Annotated in this window: 13 protein-coding genes and 3 pseudogenes; 6 read left to right on the top strand and 10 right to left on the bottom strand. The window is 69.4% G+C overall.

Annotation, left to right across the window (positions count from 1 at the left end; translation table 11 throughout):
* Positions 1-151: 151 nt before the first annotated feature.
* A complete protein-coding gene (gene ggt / locus M6G65_RS29985; protein WP_238194861.1) occupies positions 152-1,753 on the top strand; it encodes a gamma-glutamyltransferase in 1,602 nt (533 codons plus the stop codon).
* A 186-nt stretch (positions 1,754-1,939) separates the two neighbouring features.
* On the opposite strand, the gene prfB is transcribed toward ggt, so the two are convergent.
* The 3 genes from prfB to M6G65_RS29970 all read right to left on the bottom strand — a co-directional run bounded on the left by prfB (position 1,940) and on the right by M6G65_RS29970 (position 3,951).
* Positions 1,940-3,068 (bottom strand): peptide chain release factor 2 gene (prfB, locus tag M6G65_RS29980; RefSeq protein WP_250103240.1). Its coding sequence is split into 2 segments (ribosomal slippage): positions 1,940-2,998 and positions 3,000-3,068, totalling 1,128 coding nucleotides; the frame shifts between segments, so codons are not numbered across the junction.
* Positions 3,069-3,264: 196 nt separating this feature from the next.
* The gene (locus tag M6G65_RS29975; RefSeq protein ID WP_238194860.1) at positions 3,265-3,624 is read right to left on the bottom strand and encodes a hypothetical protein; all 360 of its coding nucleotides are present in this window, start codon (positions 3,622-3,624) and stop codon (positions 3,265-3,267) included.
* A gap of 114 nt (positions 3,625-3,738) precedes the next feature.
* Positions 3,739-3,951 (bottom strand): hypothetical protein, encoded by a 213-nt coding sequence (locus M6G65_RS29970; protein ID WP_210032360.1) that lies wholly within the window; start codon positions 3,949-3,951, stop codon positions 3,739-3,741.
* Between the two features lie 330 nt (positions 3,952-4,281).
* Here M6G65_RS29970 and M6G65_RS29965 point away from each other — a divergent pair, with 330 nt between their 5' ends.
* Positions 4,282-4,494, top strand: coding sequence for a DUF4287 domain-containing protein (locus M6G65_RS29965; protein ID WP_238194859.1), 213 nt, complete (start codon positions 4,282-4,284; stop codon positions 4,492-4,494).
* Between the two features lie 80 nt (positions 4,495-4,574).
* On the top strand, positions 4,575-4,748 hold the full coding sequence (locus M6G65_RS29960) for a hypothetical protein (protein WP_238194858.1): 174 nt from the start codon (positions 4,575-4,577) through the stop codon (positions 4,746-4,748).
* A 613-nt stretch (positions 4,749-5,361) separates the two neighbouring features.
* Here M6G65_RS29960 and M6G65_RS29955 read toward each other — a convergent pair.
* A complete protein-coding gene (locus M6G65_RS29955) occupies positions 5,362-6,579 on the bottom strand; it encodes an LL-diaminopimelate aminotransferase (protein WP_238194956.1) in 1,218 nt (405 codons plus the stop codon).
* Positions 6,576-7,037, bottom strand: a complete 462-nt coding sequence (locus M6G65_RS29950; protein WP_250103239.1) for a hypothetical protein — start codon at positions 7,035-7,037, stop codon at positions 6,576-6,578. Before M6G65_RS29950 ends, M6G65_RS29955 begins: the two co-directional genes overlap by 4 nt.
* Positions 7,038-7,289: 252 nt before the next feature.
* On the opposite strand from M6G65_RS29950, the pseudogene M6G65_RS29945 reads away from it, so the two are divergent.
* Positions 7,290-9,072: pseudogene (locus M6G65_RS29945) on the top strand (PHA/PHB synthase family protein).
* A gap of 170 nt (positions 9,073-9,242) precedes the next feature.
* Here M6G65_RS29945 and M6G65_RS29940 read toward each other — a convergent pair.
* A pseudogene (locus M6G65_RS29940) lies at positions 9,243-10,555 on the bottom strand (OmpP1/FadL family transporter).
* A 413-nt stretch (positions 10,556-10,968) separates the two neighbouring features.
* Here M6G65_RS29940 and M6G65_RS29935 point away from each other — a divergent pair.
* On the top strand, positions 10,969-11,853 hold the full coding sequence (locus M6G65_RS29935) for a fumarylacetoacetate hydrolase family protein (protein ID WP_250103238.1): 885 nt from the start codon (positions 10,969-10,971) through the stop codon (positions 11,851-11,853).
* A 78-nt stretch (positions 11,854-11,931) separates the two neighbouring features.
* Positions 11,932-12,930, top strand: coding sequence for a biotin synthase BioB (gene bioB, locus M6G65_RS29930; RefSeq protein WP_238194853.1), 999 nt, complete (start codon positions 11,932-11,934; stop codon positions 12,928-12,930).
* A gap of 152 nt (positions 12,931-13,082) precedes the next feature.
* On the opposite strand, the gene M6G65_RS29925 is transcribed toward bioB, so the two are convergent.
* The 4 genes and pseudogenes from M6G65_RS29925 to mnmA all read right to left on the bottom strand — a co-directional run bounded on the left by M6G65_RS29925 (position 13,083) and on the right by mnmA (position 17,370).
* Complete coding sequence (locus M6G65_RS29925) at positions 13,083-14,561, bottom strand: sensor histidine kinase (RefSeq protein WP_238194852.1); 1,479 nt, start codon at positions 14,559-14,561, stop codon at positions 13,083-13,085.
* A gap of 197 nt (positions 14,562-14,758) precedes the next feature.
* Positions 14,759-15,540, bottom strand: a pseudogene (locus tag M6G65_RS29920) (TVP38/TMEM64 family protein).
* On the bottom strand, positions 15,537-16,190 hold the full coding sequence (locus tag M6G65_RS29915) for a class I SAM-dependent methyltransferase (RefSeq protein ID WP_192706426.1): 654 nt from the start codon (positions 16,188-16,190) through the stop codon (positions 15,537-15,539). Before M6G65_RS29915 ends, M6G65_RS29920 begins: the two are co-directional and overlap by 4 nt.
* Before the next feature lie 25 nt (positions 16,191-16,215).
* Positions 16,216-17,370 (bottom strand): tRNA 2-thiouridine(34) synthase MnmA, encoded by a 1,155-nt coding sequence (gene mnmA / locus M6G65_RS29910; RefSeq protein ID WP_250104314.1) that lies wholly within the window; start codon positions 17,368-17,370, stop codon positions 16,216-16,218.
* Positions 17,371-17,491: the final 121 nt, after the last annotated feature.

The following is a 17,491-nucleotide window of genomic DNA, read 5'->3' as shown; positions in this document are numbered from 1 at the left end:
CACCCCTCTCCTCCCCCTTGCGGGGAGGAGGCGGAGGTGGGGGTGGTTCAAGATGCGGCTCAGCGGTTCCTTATGAACCACCCCCAACCCTAACCCCTCCCCGCAAGGGGGAGGGGAAACGCTGGACGACTAGGAAACGACAGGACATCCCGTGAGAGACTTCTCCGCCCCCGGCCGCTCCCCGGTCTACGCCGCCAACGCCGCCGTCGCGACCTCGCACCCGCTCTCGACGCTGGCCGCCATCGAGGTGCTGCGCGCAGGCGGCAACGCCGTCGATGCCGGCGTCGCGGCGGTCGCCGTCCAATGCGTGGTCGATCCGCTGATGACCGGGATCGGCGGCGACTGCTTCGCCCTCTACGCTCCCGCTGGCGCCACCAAGCCGATCGCCCTCGACGGCTCGGGCCGGGCGCCGGCCGCCGCCACGCCCGACTGGTACGCCGAGCACGGCGTCGCGATCACGCCGACCTCCCCGCACGCCGTCACGGTGCCGGGCGCGGTCGCGGCCTGGGAGCTACTGGTGCGCGAGCACGGCACCCGCTCCCTCGGCGAGCTGCTCCAGCCGGCGATCCGCTACGCGGAGGACGGGTTCGTCGTCCAGCAGCGCGTGGGCTGGGACTGGCTGCGCGGCGCCGAGCGCGTCGCCGCGGACCCACATGCCGCCGAGACCTACCTGCCCGGCGGGAAACCGCCGGTGATCGGCAGCGTCGTCCGCCTGCCGAAACTCGCGGCGACGCTCCGAAAGATCGCGGAGGCGGGTGCGCGTGCCTTCTACACGGGACCGGTCGCCAAAGACATGGTCAGCCGGCTGAATGCCCTCGGCGGCCTGCACACCCTGGACGACTTCGCCGCCGCCCGGCCCGACATCGTCACGCCGGTCTCGACCCGCTACCGCGGCTACGATGTGTACGAGTGCCCGCCCGCCGGCCAGGGTCTGGCGGCGCTGATGATGCTGAACGTGCTCTCGCATTACGATGTCGGAGCTCTCTCGGAGCTCGACCGGCTCCATCTCTTCGCCGAGGTGTGCAAGCAGGGCTACCACCACCGCGACGTCCTGTTCGGGGACGCCGCCCTCGCCAATGTGCCGGTGGAACACCTGCTCTCCGACGCCTGGAAAGCCGCCGCCCACGGGGCGATCGACATGGGCCGCGCCCGCGAGCCTGAGATCTATCCCGAGATCGCCCGGGAAGTCGCCGAGGGCCGCGCCCACAAGGACACGGTCTATCTCTGCGTGGTCGACCGCGACGGCAACGCGCTATCGCTGATCAACTCGATCTTTCAGGGCTTCGGCTCCGGCATCCTGGCGCCCGAGAGCGGCGTGCTGCTGCACAACCGCGGTCTGTCGTTCCGCACGGAGGGCGGCCATCCGAACAGCGTCGGCCCGGGCAAGCGGCCGATGCACACGATCATCCCCGGCATGCTGATGAAGGACGGGCAGGCGGTCGCGCCGTTCGGCGTGATGGGCGGGCATTACCAGGCCATGGGCCATGTCGAGCTGCTCTCCGGCCTCCTCGACCGGGGGTTCGACGTGCAGGAGGCCCTCGATGCCCCACGCAGCTTCGCCTATGGCGGGACCCTGGAGGTCGAGGGCGGTATCCCCGACGCCGTGATGGCGGGGCTGATCGAGCGCGGCCACCCGGCGATCCGGGCGCCCCTGCCGCTCGGCGGCGGGCAGGTCATCTGGATCGACCGCAAGGCCGGCACGCTGGCGGCCGGCTCGGACCCGCGCAAGGATGGTGCGGCGCTGGGGTATTGAGAGGCGTGTGAGGGCTGGGCGTTGCCCGCCCTCATACTCTGGTACCAGCAACGGTGGGCTTTCATCAGCACCACCGTCTTTGCGAGCGGAGCGAAGCAATCCAGATAGCGCTACGCCGATCGACGGCGCGCTACCCTGGGTCACTTCGCTGCGCTCGTGATGACGGCAGGCAGCCCCGCCGCCGGCTCAGTCGATATCCTCGACCGCCTCGCCGCCGCCATAGACCCGCTGCGCGAGCGAGGCCTCCATGAACGGGTCGAGATCGCCGTCGAGTACCTCGTCCGGATCGGTGGACTGGGTGCCGGTGCGCAGGTCCTTCACCAGCTGGTACGGCTGCAGCACGTAGGACCGGATCTGGTGGCCCCAGCCGATATCCGTCTTGGCGGCGGCCTCGGCGTTGGCCTTCTCCTCGCGCTTCTTCAGCTCCAGCTCGTACAGGCGGGCACGCAGCATGTTCCAGGCGGTCGCCCGGTTCTTGTGCTGCGAGCGCTCCTGCTGGCACGCCACCACGATCCCGGTGGGATTGTGGGTGATGCGCACCGCCGAGTCGGTGGTGTTGACGTGCTGGCCGCCGGCGCCGGACGACCGGTAGGTGTCGATCCGGCAATCGGATTCCTTGATCTCGATCTCGATCCGGTCGCCGATCACCGGGTAGACCCAGACGCTGGCAAAGCTGGTGTGCCGCCGGGCGCTGGAATCGTAGGGCGAGATCCGCACCAGGCGGTGCACGCCGGACTCGGTCTTGAGCCAGCCATAGGCGTTGTGGCCCTTGATCAGGAGCGTGGCGCCCTTGATCCCGGCCTCCTCGCCGTCGGTCATCTCGGCGACCTCGACCTTGTACTTCCGGCGCTCGGCCCAGCGGGCGTACATGCGCTGGAGCATGTTGGCCCAGTCCTGGCTCTCGGTGCCGCCGGCGCCGGCGTGGACCTCGAGATAGGTGTCGAACCCGTCGGCCTCGCCGGACAGCAGGGTCTCGACCTGCCGGCTCGCGGCCTCCTTCTCGACGGCCAGGATCGCGGCCTCGCCCTCGCGGATCGAGGATTCGTCGCCCTCCATCTCGCCGAGTTCGATCAGCGTCGCGCCATCCTCGAGGTCGCGCTCGAGCTTCTTGATCGCCGTGACGGCCTCGTCGAGCTGCTGGCGCTCGCGCATGACCTTCTGGGCGGCCTCGGCATCGTTCCAGAGGTCGGGATCCTCGGAGGCTGCGTTCAGCTCCGCGAGGCGTTTATCGACTGTGTCCCAGTCAAAGATGCCTCCTCAGCAGCCCTATAGACTGCTTGGCGGCATCCGAGGCTTGCTCGATCTCGGCGCGCATCTGGTTTTTCGGGAATGAGGTGCAGGAGAGAGATGGTTCGTGTCGGGCCGGGGTGATAGCCCCCGGGGCGCGGCCTGTAAACGCCGCCGGCCCCGCGTCGCCGTCACCACGGGTGGGTGCCCGTTCGAAGGGACATCCGCGCGCCGACCTGAGACGCCCGGGCGTATTTCGCGTCCCGCCGGCGCCTCGTGGCGGCTCAGTACCGCGGCGGGATGATGTAGGCGGGCGCGATCACGTACTCCTTCGGACGCTTGCGCGCGCCGAAGCGGCCTTCGGTGATCTGGTCGCTGAAATAGTCGAAACCGGTATAGCCGAAGCCGCCGCCGTTCATCACCTCCGCCACCGGCACCGGCGGGACGGCGAGGTCAGGGCGTCCCGGCGGCACGATCACCTGGCAGCAGCCCTCCGTCCGGAGGACCGTCGGACCGTTCGGGGCGGTGAACACGAAGGCCCGCGGCTGGTAGGGCGCGGTCGGGTAGGTCGCGTCCGACGCGGAGGCGCCCTGCCCCGCCCCGAGGGCGAGCAGTCCGGCGAGGATCAGGGTCTTGGTGCTCACGCGATGCTCCGTCACGGGGGCCGGCCGGGCCGGCAACTGGCCTACACTCTAGCTGATCGCGGGCGGATTGTCCGGCCTGTCCGAGCCGACCGGTTACCGAAACGCCGGACCGGATCAGCCGCGGGCGCGCAGGACCACCTGCGGGCTCGCCGGCACGGGACGGCAATCCGTCATGAAGGTGTTGAGCGGCAACGGCTTCGAGTCGCACGCGTACACGTCCGCCGGCCCCGGGGCGGGCACCGGATCACGGGCGATGATCGGGTTCGGCGCGCAGGCCGAGGCCGCGGCGGCAAGCAGCAGGGCGGCGATCAGGTTCAGGCGGCGCATGCGGCTCTCGGGACGCGGGAAGACCCCCGCAGCTGACCCTGGCCATCGCGATCCGCCCTGACAAGCGTCGGCGCGGGGCCTGGATGCCTTTGGCGGAGCCTGTCGCCCCGCGGCAACAATCCGGACCGGACCACCGGTGGCGAAGTCGGCGGCCTGGGACGCGGCCGTGTCGGCCGCACCGGATCTGATTGGCAGACGAATTTTCCGGCGACGGTCTGCCTCCGAGCGGGTCTTGACGCGCGACCTGCATCAACCGGTAAAGTGCCTCGCGCTGTGAACGGCCGCAGGATCGAACCGCCGTCCGACGCCACCGTCCGGAGGATGCTCGCCGTGTCTGCTGAAGCCGCCAAGGGACCGGCGTCGTACTTCCCATCCATCGAGAAGACCTACGGGCGCCCCATCGGCGAGTGGCTGCAACGCGTGCGCGACAAGCTTCCGGCCAAGCACATGGACCTGGTCGCGATGTTGAAGACCGAACACGGGATGGGTCATGGACACGCCAACGCGATCGTGGCGGCGGTCCTGGCTGCAGAGAAGCAGTGAACGACACGCGGCGCGGCGGATCGAATAGCGGTCGGATGACGTTCCTCACCGCCTACACTGGCCAAACAAGAGGAACGCCCATGCGTATTCGCTATCTGCTGCCGCTCGTCGGCTTGCTCGCGCTCACGGCTTGCAAAGACGAGAAGAAGGCTGAGAATCCCGCGCCTCCTCCGCCTTCTGCCAGCACTGCGCCGGCAAACCCCGCGTCGCCGACGACGACGACGACAAATCCGGCTCCAGCCAACAAGCCGTAGCCGACGAGCCCTGAAGGAGGCGGGCCCTGGCACGCCTCCCGAGACCACAGGGCCCGTCAATCGCAACCGGGGCTGACGTCGCCGCTTCGATCGCGAAACTCATACCCAGGCCGGACTCTCTGGCCGGGTTCCATGGATGGAAATCAGCCGGTGCGATCTTGATATGGCCGCCGGATAAAGCGGGCCTACATTTTCGTCTGCGGACGCGCCGATCCGCTACACACTTAGGGGCGCGAGCTGGACGAGCTTGGCAGAACGTGGCCTTTGGTTAAGGGGCACCAACAGTGCCGTGCATCGTAGCTCCGACCAGGTGAGGCTTCGGCGAACGGGCCGCACTGGAAGCCTCTTCCTCGTGGTCGTGTGCCGCGCCAAGATGATCGAAGACTGTTCGGCCGTCAGATCGAGCGCGGTCGACGAATATAAACGCCAATACTTCGTGGATCCATACGCGGCGACCCATTCGATAGTACCAGCGAATTGCGTGCCGTATCTTCGGATCCGGGTGCCAGACCCACCTCATAAGCGCTCTGGGGCGAAGCTGCGCGGCGGCTCCGGATCTTGGGACACCGCGCTGGCTGGTAACGAACCGGATCCCGGTTCGCCGGGCCGCGCCTCAGCCGACGCGGGCCATTGGCACGACGTTGTGCAGGGTCTTGTCGCCGCCGTCGAAGAAGCGACGGACGTTGCGGGCCGCCTGCCGGATGCGCTGCTCGTTCTCCACCAGCGCGATGCGGACGTACTCGTCGCCGAACTCGCCGAAGCCGATGCCGGGCGCCACCGCCACGTCGGATTTTTCCAAGAGCAGCTTGGAGAATTCGAGACTGCCCATCTCCCGATAGCGTTCCGGGATCGGAACCCAGGCGAACATCGAAGCGGCCGGCGACGGGATGGTCCAGCCGGCCTTGCCGAAAGATTCCACCAGTGCATCGCGCCGCTTCCGGTAGGTGCCGCGCATCTCGTTGATGCAGTCGTCCGGCCCGTTGAGGGCGGCGGTGGCGGCGACCTGGATCGGCGTGAAAGCACCGTAATCGAGGTAGGATTTCACCCGGGTCAGCGCCGCGAGCAGGCGCTCGTTGCCCACCGCGAAGCCCATGCGCCAGCCGGCCATCGAGTAGGTTTTCGATAGCGAGGTGAACTCCACCGTGCAGTCGATCGCGCCCGGCACCTGCAGCACCGAAGGCGGCGGGTTCCCGTCGAAATAGACCTCCGCGTAGGCGAGGTCCGACAGCAGGATCAGCTCGTGCTGCTTCGCGAAGGCGACGAGGTCCTTGTAGAAGTCGAGGCTCGCCACGTAGGCGGTGGGGTTCGACGGGTAGCAGACTACCAGGGCCACCGGCTTCGGGATCGAGTGGCGCATGGCCCGCTCGAGCGCCGGGAACATCGCCGGGGTCGGTTCGGCCGGCACGGAGCGGATCACGCCGCCGGCCATCAGGAAGCCGAAGGCGTGGATCGGATAGCTCGGATTCGGGACCAGCACGACGTCACCGGGGGCGGTGATCGCCTGGGCCATGTTGGCGAAGCCTTCCTTGGAGCCCAGGGTCGCCACGACCTGCGTGTCGGGGTTGAGGCTCACGCCGAAGCGGCGCTGGTAATAGCCGGCCTGCGCCCGGCGGAGGCCCGCGATGCCCTTCGAGGCCGAGTAGCGGTCGGTGCGCGGCCGCCCCGCCGTCTCGCACAGCTTGGCGATGACGTGCTTCGGCGCGTCCAGATCCGGATTGCCCATGCCGAGGTCGATGATGTCGGCGCCCTGCGCTCGGGCGGCGGCCTTGATCCGGTTGACCTGCTCGAAGACGTAGGGCGGCAGTCGCTTGATGCGGTGGAAGTCGGTCATGGGCGTGTCCATCGGCGCGTCCCGAATCTGGCGTCTCTCGTCTGTGCCGGTCGCGCGAACCATCTGCCGTAGCAGATTTGCGCGCCGTCGCCGACCCACAAAAGCGTTGCTATTGCGGAGGCGCCGGGGCCGGCTTGATCGTGGCCGCAGCGCCTTGGCCGGCACTCGCGGCGGCGCGCCCGCGCCTCGTTGCGCCCGCGGGCGCCCTCCAGCTCCGCCTCCAGGGCCTTCTGACCGGTGACCGACTTTGCCCGGACCGGGCGCTTCGGCGCATCGACGCCCACCGGCATGAAGTCGGGCTGCTCCTTGCTGCGGGACTCCGCGACGAAGTCTGGCGCGGCGACCATCCGTGGCCCGTAGCCTGCATCGGAGGCCAGGGAGCGTACGACGTCGCCCGAGCAGGACGCCAGCGATCCCGCCAGGAACGCCACGACGGCCGCACCGGCGATCCGACGCATCGCGGCACCGCGATGCGCACGCGCGACGGGGTTCAAATTGGCGCGCTCCATCGTCACATGCCCATGAGAAGATCGGCCGGATGTTTCGGCGACGTCGGGAGCCGGGCTGGCGAAACCTCTGGCTCGCTCCTTATTTTGTCGGAAACGAGGCCCGCGCCATCGGGCCGACAGACCAAACACAGGGAGGCACGCTTGACGAGCCCGCAGGCGCCGGATCGGACCGCACCTCCGAAGTCGGTCTCAAACGGTGCGATGCCGGACGGGATTAAGGCCCCGCTTCCGGATATCGAGGCACTGACCCGCAATGCGGGTCAGTTCGTGGAGGCGATGGGCCGCAACGTCGGCCGCCTCCTCAAGCCCGAGACCCAGGCCGGCGGCCCCGGCGACGAGCTGAGCGATGCGGCCAAGGTCCTGGGACAGGTGGTCGAGACCTGGCTCGCCGATCCGAAGCGGAGCGCCGCGGCGCAGGCCCGTCTGTCGCAGGCCTTCCTGACGCTGTGGGGCTCGACCTACCTGCGCCTGCAGGGCCAGCCGGCCGATCCAGTGGCGCTCCCCGAGTCCCGGGACGCGCGCTTCGCCCATGCCGAGTGGTCAACCAACCCGTATTTCGACTTCATCAAGCAAGCTTACCTGCTCGCCACCCGCTGGGCCGAGAGCCTCGTCGACGAGGCCGAGGGTCTCGACGCGCATACGCGCCACAAGGCGCAATTCTACCTGCGCCAGCTCACCAGCATGCTCTCGCCCTCGAACTTCCTGCCGACCAATCCGGAGCTGATCCGCCACACTCTGCAGGAGAACGGCGCCAACCTCGTCCGCGGGCTGAAGATGTACGAGGAGGATCTGGAGTCCGGCGGCGGGCAGCTGCGCGTGCGTCAGACCGACCCGAGCGGGTTCGAGGTCGGCCGCAACATGGCGGTCACCCCCGGCGAGGTGGTGTTCCGCAACGACCTGATCGAGCTGATCCAGTACGCGCCCACAACCGAGACCGTGCTGAAGCGCCCGTTCCTGATGGTGCCGCCCTGGATCAACAAGTTCTACATCCTGGATCTCAACCCCCAGAAGAGCTTCTTCAAGTGGATGGTCGATCAGGGGCTGACGGTCTTCTGCATCTCCTGGGTAAATCCGGATTCTGCGCCACGCCGACAAGGATTTCGAATCCTACATGCGCGAGGGGATCGAGGCGGCCATCGACGCGATCGGCGTCGCCACCGGCGAGACCGAGGTCACGGCGGCCGGCTACTGCGTCGGCGGCACCCTGCTCGCCGTGACGCTGGCCATGCAGGCGGCCACGGGCAACCGGCGGATCAAGAGCGCGACGCTGCTCACCACCCAGGTCGACTTCACCCATGCGGGCGACCTGAAGGTCTTCGCCGACGAGGAGCAGATCCGCCAGATCGAAGCCCGCATGGCCGGCCAGGGCTATCTGGAGGGCACCCGGATGGCCAACGCCTTCAACATGCTTCGGCCGAACGACCTGATCTGGCCCTACGTCGTGAACAACTACATCAAGGGCAAGACGCCCTCGGCCTTCGATCTGCTGTACTGGAACTCGGACGCCACCCGGATGCCGGCGGCCAATCACTCCTTCTATCTGCGCAACTGCTACCTCAACAACACGCTGGCGCAGGGCCGGATGGTGCTCGGCAACGTCCGCCTCGACCTCAAGAAGGTGCAGGTGCCGATCTTCAACCTCGCCACCCGCGAGGACCACATCGCGCCGGCCCTCTCGGTGTTCGAGGGCTCGAAGGCCTTCGGCGGCAAGGTCGATTTCGTGCTCGCGGGCTCGGGCCACATCGCCGGCGTGATCAACCCGCCAGCCAAGCCGAAATATGGCTACTGGACCGGCGGGCCGGTGAAGGGAACGCTGGAATCCTGGATCGCCGCCGCGGTCGAAACCAAGGGCTCGTGGTGGCCCTACTGGTTCCAGTGGATCGAGGCGCAGGCGCCTGAGCGTGTCCCGGCCCGGCAGCCGGGCGGCGACGCGCTGCAATCCCTGGGGCCGGCCCCGGGGACCTACGTGCGGATGCGCGCCTGAGGTGACGCATCCCGAAATCGGAACGGGATCGGCTCGGTAACCGCACCGTCGTCACGCGCGAAGCGAAGTGACCCAGGGCAGCGCGACATCTGTCAGCGTGGCGCTACCCTGGATTGCTTCGCTGCGCGCGCGAGGACGGCGTCAGCGAAGCCCTCGACCGGAGCTGAGTTTCAGTACTTTCGCACCAGCGGTGCGGGGCCGGGGCCGGCGGGGCACCGAACACGTAGCGGAAGCCCACTGAGACGATGTCGGCGCTGGAATCGACCACGCCCGCGAAGGCGATGTTGCTGACGTTGTAGTCGCGCCCGATGCCGGCGAGGATCCGCGACCGGTCCAGGAAGAAGTGCGAGTAGGCGACGTTGAGGGTCAGAGCTTGGCTCCAGCGGTAGCTGGCGCCGACCGAGACATTGTAGCGGTCGCCGTCGGGCAGGCGCACCGACCGGTTCGAGAAGTCGATCGGCGAGGTCTCGTAGGCGAAGCCGGTCCGCAGGGTCAGGTTCGCGCTGGCGTCGTACTCGGCGCCGATCGAGTAGGTGTAGCCGTCCTTGTAGTTAAGCGGCAGGGAGTTGACCGGCAGGCCGAGCGTCTTCGAGACGATGCCGATATTGCCGAGCCTCGACCAATTGTCCCACTCGAAGCCGAAGTTCACGCGGGCCACCGGCGAGATCGCCTGGGTCAGGCCGACGCTCAGCTTCTCGGGCGTGTTCAGCCGCGCGCGGACCTGCCCGGCCAGCGGCGCCAGCGCGACCAGCGGCACGCCGATCGAGCCGTCGATGTCGTGATGCACCGAGGAGCGGTAGCCGATGCCCAGAACCGTCCCGTCGCGGGGCGTCAGCGTGGCGCCGGCGGTGAAGCCCGCACCCCAGGACTCACCCTTGAGGAAGGAACTCGGATAGACGGTCGGCTGGATGCCGGGGATCGGCAGGGCCTGCCGCAGGGTCAGGCGGAAATACTCGATGTTCGGGCCGGCCGCGACCGACAGCCACTCGTTGACCTTGAAGCCGAGCACCGGGTTAATCGCCAGTGAGAAGATCCGCGACGAGCGCCCGTAGACTTCGCCTGCCCACACCTGATGCGGCTTGGTCACGAGACCGAAGGGAGCGCCGGTGGAGAGGCCGAGCCAGAGGCGGTCGTTGAGCTGATAGGAGGTGGCGCCCGCCGGAACCACGGCGCCCTGGCCGATATCGCCCGAGCCGCCCAGCCGCGCGAAACCCGGATTGGTGCCGAGATCCGGACGGATCGTGGAGGACAGGCCGATGAAAGTGAAGTTCTGCTCCGCGACGAAGCCCGGGTTCATCGTGATCGTCGCGGGATTCCAGAAGATCGACGAGACGCCGCCCGAGCCGGCCGCCGCGCCCGCGAAAGCGAGGCCCTGCGCCTCGGTGCTCTGCTCCCGGATGCCAAAGGCGCCCGCTTGCGCTTCCCCGACGCCGAGGATCGCCACCGTGGCTGCGAGCATCGCCGCGCGCACTGTCCCGCCCATCTTGTCCCCCAGATCCTTTGTTTTGACCGGCACCGATTGATTGCCCGAAACCCGTTATCCGGCGCCGTTTCGTACATGGTGCCGGTTTTACGAGCTGAATCGCAACGACCTTCGTCCTATCCGGAGCCAAGACGAGGCACGGAGTGACGACTGCGATCAACGCCCACGCACAAGTGCAGCGAAACGATCATCAATAGTCAGCGCTTTAATCTTGAGTTGCCTCGGACATTCTCCGTCATGAATAATAGATCCGGAAACGACCGGATCTGCACTTTTCCGCCGGCCTGTTGCGCAGCTGCGACACCCGGTGAGGTCCGGCGACCCGCCCTGTCCGCTTGCGCCGGGACGGGCGCCCGGCCATGGTCCCGCCGTCCGGCGCAGACCGGCACCAGGGAAGGATGAGGAGTGCGGCGATGAAGCTCTTCCGGCACGGCCCGAGCGGCGACGAGAAGCCCGGCCTCGTGGATGCGCATGGGGGGCTGCGCGACTTGTCGGGAATCGTCCGTGACATCGCCGGCCCGGCGCTGGCGCCCGAGTCGCTGGCCCGGCTGCGGGCCCTCGATCCCGAGACCTTGCCGAAGCTGCCGCCGGACGTGCGGCTCGGCCCCTGCGTGGGTGGCACCCGGAACGTCGTCGCCATCGGGCTCAACTTCGCCGACCACGCCGCCGAGACCGGCTCGCCGATCCCCGCCGAGCCGATTATCTTCAACAAGGCGCCGTCGAGCCTGTGCGGGCCGAACGATACGGTGATCATTCCCAAGAGCTCGCACAGCACCGATTGGGAGGTGGAGCTCGCCGTCGTGATCGGCCGGCGCGCCAGCTACGTCCACGCCAACGAGGCGCTGAGCTACGTGGCGGGCGCCTGCATCTGCAACGACGTCTCCGAGCGCGAATGGCAGATGAACCGCGGCCCGACCTGGACCAAGGGCAAGAGCGCGCCGACCTTCGGGCCGCTCGGCCCGTGGCTGGTGACCCTCGGCGAGATTCCCGATCTGAAGAATCTCGCCATGAGCCTCGACGTGAACGGCGAGCGCCGCCAGACCGGCTCCACCGCGACAATGATCTTCGACGTGCCCCAGCTCGTCGCCTACACGTCGCATTTCATGCTGCTGGAACCCGGCGACGTGATCACCACCGGCACCCCGCCGGGCGTCGGCCTCGGCATGAAGCCGCCGCGCTATCTCAAGGCGGGCGACGAGATGGTGTTGCGCATCGAGCGGCTCGGCGAGCAGCGCCAGAAGGTCATCGCCTTCGACGATTGGACCGCCAAGGTCTCGGCCGGCCAACCGACCGATTGAGAGGCCGCGCCGCCTCCGCGGGGCCCGCTTCGCGCGGAGGCGCTTGATTTTTCGTCGCCGATCCCACTCAAGGGAACCATGAGCCAAGCCGCCGACCCGCACGCGACCGATATCCGCCACGACTGGAGCGTGGCCGAGATCCGCGCGATCCACGACCTGCCGCTGATGGACCTCGTGTTCCGGGCCGCGCAGCTGCACCGCCGGCACAACGACCCGGCCGACATCCAGCGCGCCTCGCTCCTGTCGATCAAGACCGGCGGATGCCCGGAGGATTGCGCCTACTGCCCGCAATCGGCGCACCACAAGGGCGCGGGCGTCGCCCGCGAACGGCTGATGCCGGTGGAGACGGTTCTGGCCGAGGCCGCCGCCGCCAAAGCCGCCGGCGCCCAGCGCTTCTGCATGGGCGCCGCGTGGCGCCAGCCCAAGGACGGCCCGGAATTCGATGCGGTGCTGGCGATGGTGCGCGGCGTGCGCGGGCTGGGCATGGAAGCCTGCGTCACCCTCGGCATGCTCACGCCCTCCCAGGCCGGCCGCCTCGCCGAGGCGGGGCTGACCTCCTACAACCACAACCTCGATACCGGACCGGACTTCTACGGCGACATCATCTCGACACGGACCTACGACGAGCGGCTGCGGACGCTGGAGAACGTCCGCGAAGCCGGGATCGGCGTGTGCTGCGGCGGGATCGTGGGGATGGGCGAGGGCATCACCGACCGCGCCGCGATGCTGCAGGTGCTGGCCAATCACGCGCCTCAGCCCGAGAGCGTGCCGATCAACGCGCTCGTGGCGGTGCCCGGCACGCCACTCGAGGACCAGCCGGCGATCGATCCGTTCGACCTCGTGCGCATGTGCGCCACCGCGCGGATCGTGATGCCGCGGTCCCGGGTGCGGCTGAGCGCCGGCCGCAAGAGCCTGACCCGGGAGGCGCAGGTTCTGTGCTTCCTGGCAGGCGCCAACTCGATCTTCTACGGCGAGCGGCTGCTCACCACCGCCAATAACGGCCAGGACGACGATGCGGCCCTGCTGGCCGATCTCGGCATCCGCGTCGGCGCGCCGGTTCGCGCCGCGGCCGAGTAGGCCGCAGACGCCCTTCACGGGCTGCGCGCCGCATCTTTGCGAGCGGAGCAGAGCAATCCAAGAACGCCACGACACGCGGCGTCGCGCCTACCTGGGTCGCTTCGCTGTGCTCGCGATGATGATGCGGGCACCATCAACCACGCGCGATCGCGTCAGCCCTCCGGCAGCGCGATCCGGAACCGCGCACCGGGCTCGCAGCCGTCGAGGCTGAGGGTGCCACCGTTGATCCCGATCAGCTCGGCGGCGATCGGCAGGCCGAGACCGGTGCCGCCGGAGCGCATGGATCCCTGGAACGGCGCGAACAGGTTCTCCCGGGCGCGCGCCGGCAGGCCCGGGCCGTTGTCGGCGACCAGGACGGTCACGCGGCCCGGCTCGCCACGGCAGGCGGTGACCCGCACCTCGGCGCCCTCGACCGCCGCGCCGTCCAGGGCCTGCACGGCGTTGCGGACGAGATTGGCGAGCGCCCGGCCGAGCTGCTCCGGATCGGCCTGGACGCTCAGGCCGCCCGCCGCGACCTGAACGGCGACGGGATGTCCGGCCAAAGCGGCCAGATCCGGAAGCTCGGCGAAGATCGGCGCCAGCGGCGTGCTGGTCAGGTTTGGCGCCCGCTCGGAGACGCGGCCGTAGGCGAGGGTCGCCTCGCAGAACCGGATCGCCCGGGCCAGCGTCCCGACCAGGCGCGGCGCCACCCGCTGCACGGTCGGATCGGCGGTGCCCTCAAGGCGGTCGCCGAGGAGCTGGGCGCCGGTGAGCAGGTTGCGCAGCTCGTGGCTGATCTTGCTGACCGCGAGACCCAGCTCGGCCAGCCGCCGCTTCTGGCGGAGCTGGTCGGCGAGGCTGCGCTGCATCCGCCCGAGGGCAAGCTCGGCCTGCCCGATCTCGTCGCTGCGGCGGGACGGGGCGATGATCCGGCCGGCATCCTCCGGATCGTCGGCGAAGACCGTGATGCTGGTGGCGAGCCGCCGCACTGGCCGCACGATCAGCACCTGCAGCACGACGAAGACGAGGCCCGCCGCCGACGCCGCGATGATCAGCGACGAGACCAGCAGGCGCAGGGCGTAGTCGATCATCGCGGTGCGCAGCGGTGCCTCGTCGAGCAGGATCTCGACCCGCTCGAAGCCGATCCCGCCCTCCCCGACCACGCGGATCGGCTCCCGCACCGGGGCCACGAGGGTGCGCCACGCGCCGCGGATGGCGGACAGGGAGGTCACGTCCCGCAGATCGACGGTGTCGGCCACGGTTTCCGGCATCGGCTCGATGGCGAGCAGGCGCTGGGCTCCGCCGCCGCGAACCGCGATCGCCCGGGCGTTGACGCCGGCGAGCAGCCGGCTCTCCAGCGCCTCGGAGACCGGTTCGCCGGTCCTTCCGTCCAGCACCAGGGCCGCCACCTGGGCGGCGGCCAGGCGGTCGGACATCCACTCGATCCGGTAATTGGCCACCGCCGGCACGTAGGTCAGCACCTCGGCCACGACCACGAAAGCGACGGTGACGAGGAACAGCCGGCCGGACAGGCCGAGACGCGCCGCGCGCCGGTCGAGGCCCTCGCGGGTGGAGGCTGTCCCCGGCGCCGGCGGAGCCGCGGCCGTGGTGTTGGACTCGAGGGACACGCCGGTCACGCTCCGCGCGGGCATCGCAGATGGGGATCGGCGGAGTGGAGGTCGCAGGTGCTCGAGCCGGTTCCGGCCTTCGCGGAGAACATGTTCGCAAGCCACAGTTTCGCAGGCGGGAATACAGAGTCTCGTCGGCGAGCACTATACGGCAACCACCCGCACGCGGTTGCACGCGTTCTCAGACACAGGAACACATGAACCGCTTCGAAATGCGGAGCTCAACAGCGCCGGGCGCGCCGGCTCACCAGCAGGCTCGCCAGGGTGAAGACGGCGAGCAGGGCAAGCCCGGCCACCATCTTCGGCGTGACGAGCGCCCGCAGCGCCAAGGCATTGTCGCAGCCGCCCGCGCCGGTCGCGAGGCACACCGCCTTGGCGGTCTCGTGGGCGGCGACCACGTCCTCGATCCCGGCCCCCGTGGTCGCGTAGACGAAGGCGCCCGGTAGCAGGCCCAGGAAGGTCGCGAGGACGAACACGCGCATCTTCACGCCGAACGCGGCCGGCGCGATGTTGGTCACCCAGAACGGGAACAGGGGCAGCAGACGCAGGATCACGATGTAGCCGAAGGCGTCGCGGCGGAAGCCCTCGGCGAGACCCGCCAAACGGGTCCCGCCGATCCGGCGGAGCAGGTCGGCGCCCGGTCCGCGGCCGATGGCGAACACGATCGCGGCGCCCGTTGTGGCCGCGCAGACCGCGGTCAGCGCCCCCGGCAGGATCCCGAACAGGAAGCCGCAGATCATGGTCAGGATCAGCGTGGCCGGCACCGACACCACGACGGCCCCGACATAGAGGCAGTAGGCCGCCACCAGCGCGCGGAGATAGCCGACCTCCACGAAGCCGCGCAGCCGGCCCGCGAGGCGAGCAGCCGATCGAGACTCAGGAGTTGCGCGGCCCCCGAGACGAGGACGATCGCCGACACGCTCAGGAGCAGCACCAGCGGCAGCCAGCGCAGCCACCGCCGCCAGCGCCCCTCGGCGACGGGTGCGGGCGCGATGTCCTTCACCCGGGCTTGCGCATCCGCAGGATCTTGAAGAATCCGCCCGGGAAGGTCGGCTTCAGACCGACCACCTCGACGCCGTTGCGCCGGGCCCAGGCCTCGATCCGGGTGGCCTTGAAGTCCGAGGACCAGCCGATCTTCGTGCAGAGCGGCGCCACGATCTCCTCGACGCGGGCGACGGGACCGTCGCTCTGGCCGAAATGGTTGGCGAGCACGATGCCGCCGCCGGGCCGCACCACGCGCAGGAACTCCGACATCGCGGCCTCGGGATCGGGCACCAGGGTGATCAGGAACTGCGCCACCACGGCGTCGAAGCTCGCATCGGCATAGCCCAGGTGGCAGACATCCATCACCTGGAGGCCCTTCACGTGGGACAGGTTGCGGCGCCGAACCTTCGCGCGGGCGCGCTTGAGCATGTCCTCGGACAGGTCGACGCCGCAGACGAAGCTCGCCTTCGGGTAATAGCCCAGCGCCAGCCCGGTGCCGACGCCGGCCTCCAGGATGCGCGGCCCGTGCTCGGCGGCCGCCTCGACGGCCGCGCGGGCCGCCGGCTCCGTGAGCTTGTCGTAGACCACGTCGTAGACGGGCGCCCAGCGGGCATAGGCCTTGCGCATCAGGGCCGTGCTCGGCCCGGCCATCTGCGGCTCGCTCAGCATCGTTCGCAATTTCCAGAGGTTGAGATCAGGCGGCCTCGCGGGGCCGGGCCGACAACGCGTCGACGCGCCGGATGGTGCCGCCGCCGAGCACCCGCGCCCGGGGGCCGTCATCCGCGTAGATCGCGCAGGCTTGGCCCGGCGACACGCCGTCTTCGGGCTCGGTGAGCACGATCTCGGCGGTGCCGTCGGGCCCGGCCGTGAGCGTCGCCGGGCGCGGCGGCCGGGTCGAGCGCACGCGCACCGCCACGGCAAGGTCGCGCACGGCCTCGACCGGGCCCGCGCCGAGCCAGTTCAGGTCCGAGAGGCGGATGCGGGTCGTGGCCAGCGCGGTGCGCGGGCCGACCACCACGCGGGCCGAATCCGGCTCCAGGCGCACCACGTAGAGCGGCTCGGGCCCCGACAGGCCGAGGCCCTTCCGCTGGCCCACCGTGTAGTGGACGATGCCGTCATGCCGGCCGAGCACGTGCCCGGCGAGGTCGGCGATCTCGCCGGGCCGCGCCGCGTCCGGGCGCAGGCGGGCGATCACGTCGCTGTAGCGGCCCTGCGGCACGAAGCAGATATCCTGGCTGTCGGGCTTCTCGGCGAGCGACAGACCGAGCTCCTTCGCGAGCGCGCGCGTCTCGGTCTTCTCCAGCTCGCCCAGCGGGAAGCGCAGGAAGTCCAGCTGCTCGGCCGTGGTGGCGTAGAGGAAGTAGCTCTGGTCGCGGGCGGGATCGAGGGCGCGGTGGAGGGCCCGCCCGCCGCCCGGCAGCGCGCGGCTCGCCACGTAGTGGCCGGTGGCGAGCGCGTCGGCGTTCAGGTCCCGCGCGAGGCCGAGCAGGTCGCGGAACTTCACCGTGCGATTGCACTCGACGCAGGGGATCGGCGTCTCGCCCGCGAGGTAGCTCTCGGCGAACTTCTCAATCACCGCGTCGCGGAACCGGTCCTCGTAATCCAGGACGTAGTGCGGGATGCCGAGATGCTCGGCCGCGGCCCGGGCGTCGTTGATGTCCTGGCCGGCGCAGCAGGCGCCTTTGCGATGCGTCGCCGCGCCGTGATCGTAGAGCTGAAGCGTCACGCCGACCACGTCGAAGCCCTGCCGCTTCAGCAGGCCGGCCACCACGGAGGAATCGACGCCGCCCGACATGGCGACGACGACGCGCGTCTCGTGGGGGGCTTTGGGAAGATCGAGCGCGTTCATCATGAAGGTCCGCAGCCGCCGGCTCGGAAGCTTCCTGGCTGCACGATGCGTCTATAGCGGGATCCCGCTCTGCTTTCCAGGCCGGCCGGTGCGCCCAGACAGGCTCGCTCGGCAGATCCTG

This window comes from Methylobacterium tardum (assembly GCF_023546765.1).
In the GTDB taxonomy this organism is placed as follows: Bacteria; Pseudomonadota; Alphaproteobacteria; order Rhizobiales; family Beijerinckiaceae; genus Methylobacterium; species Methylobacterium tardum.
Note: the sequence above shows the minus strand (reverse complement) of the source record. Positions and strands in the feature narration are given on the sequence as shown.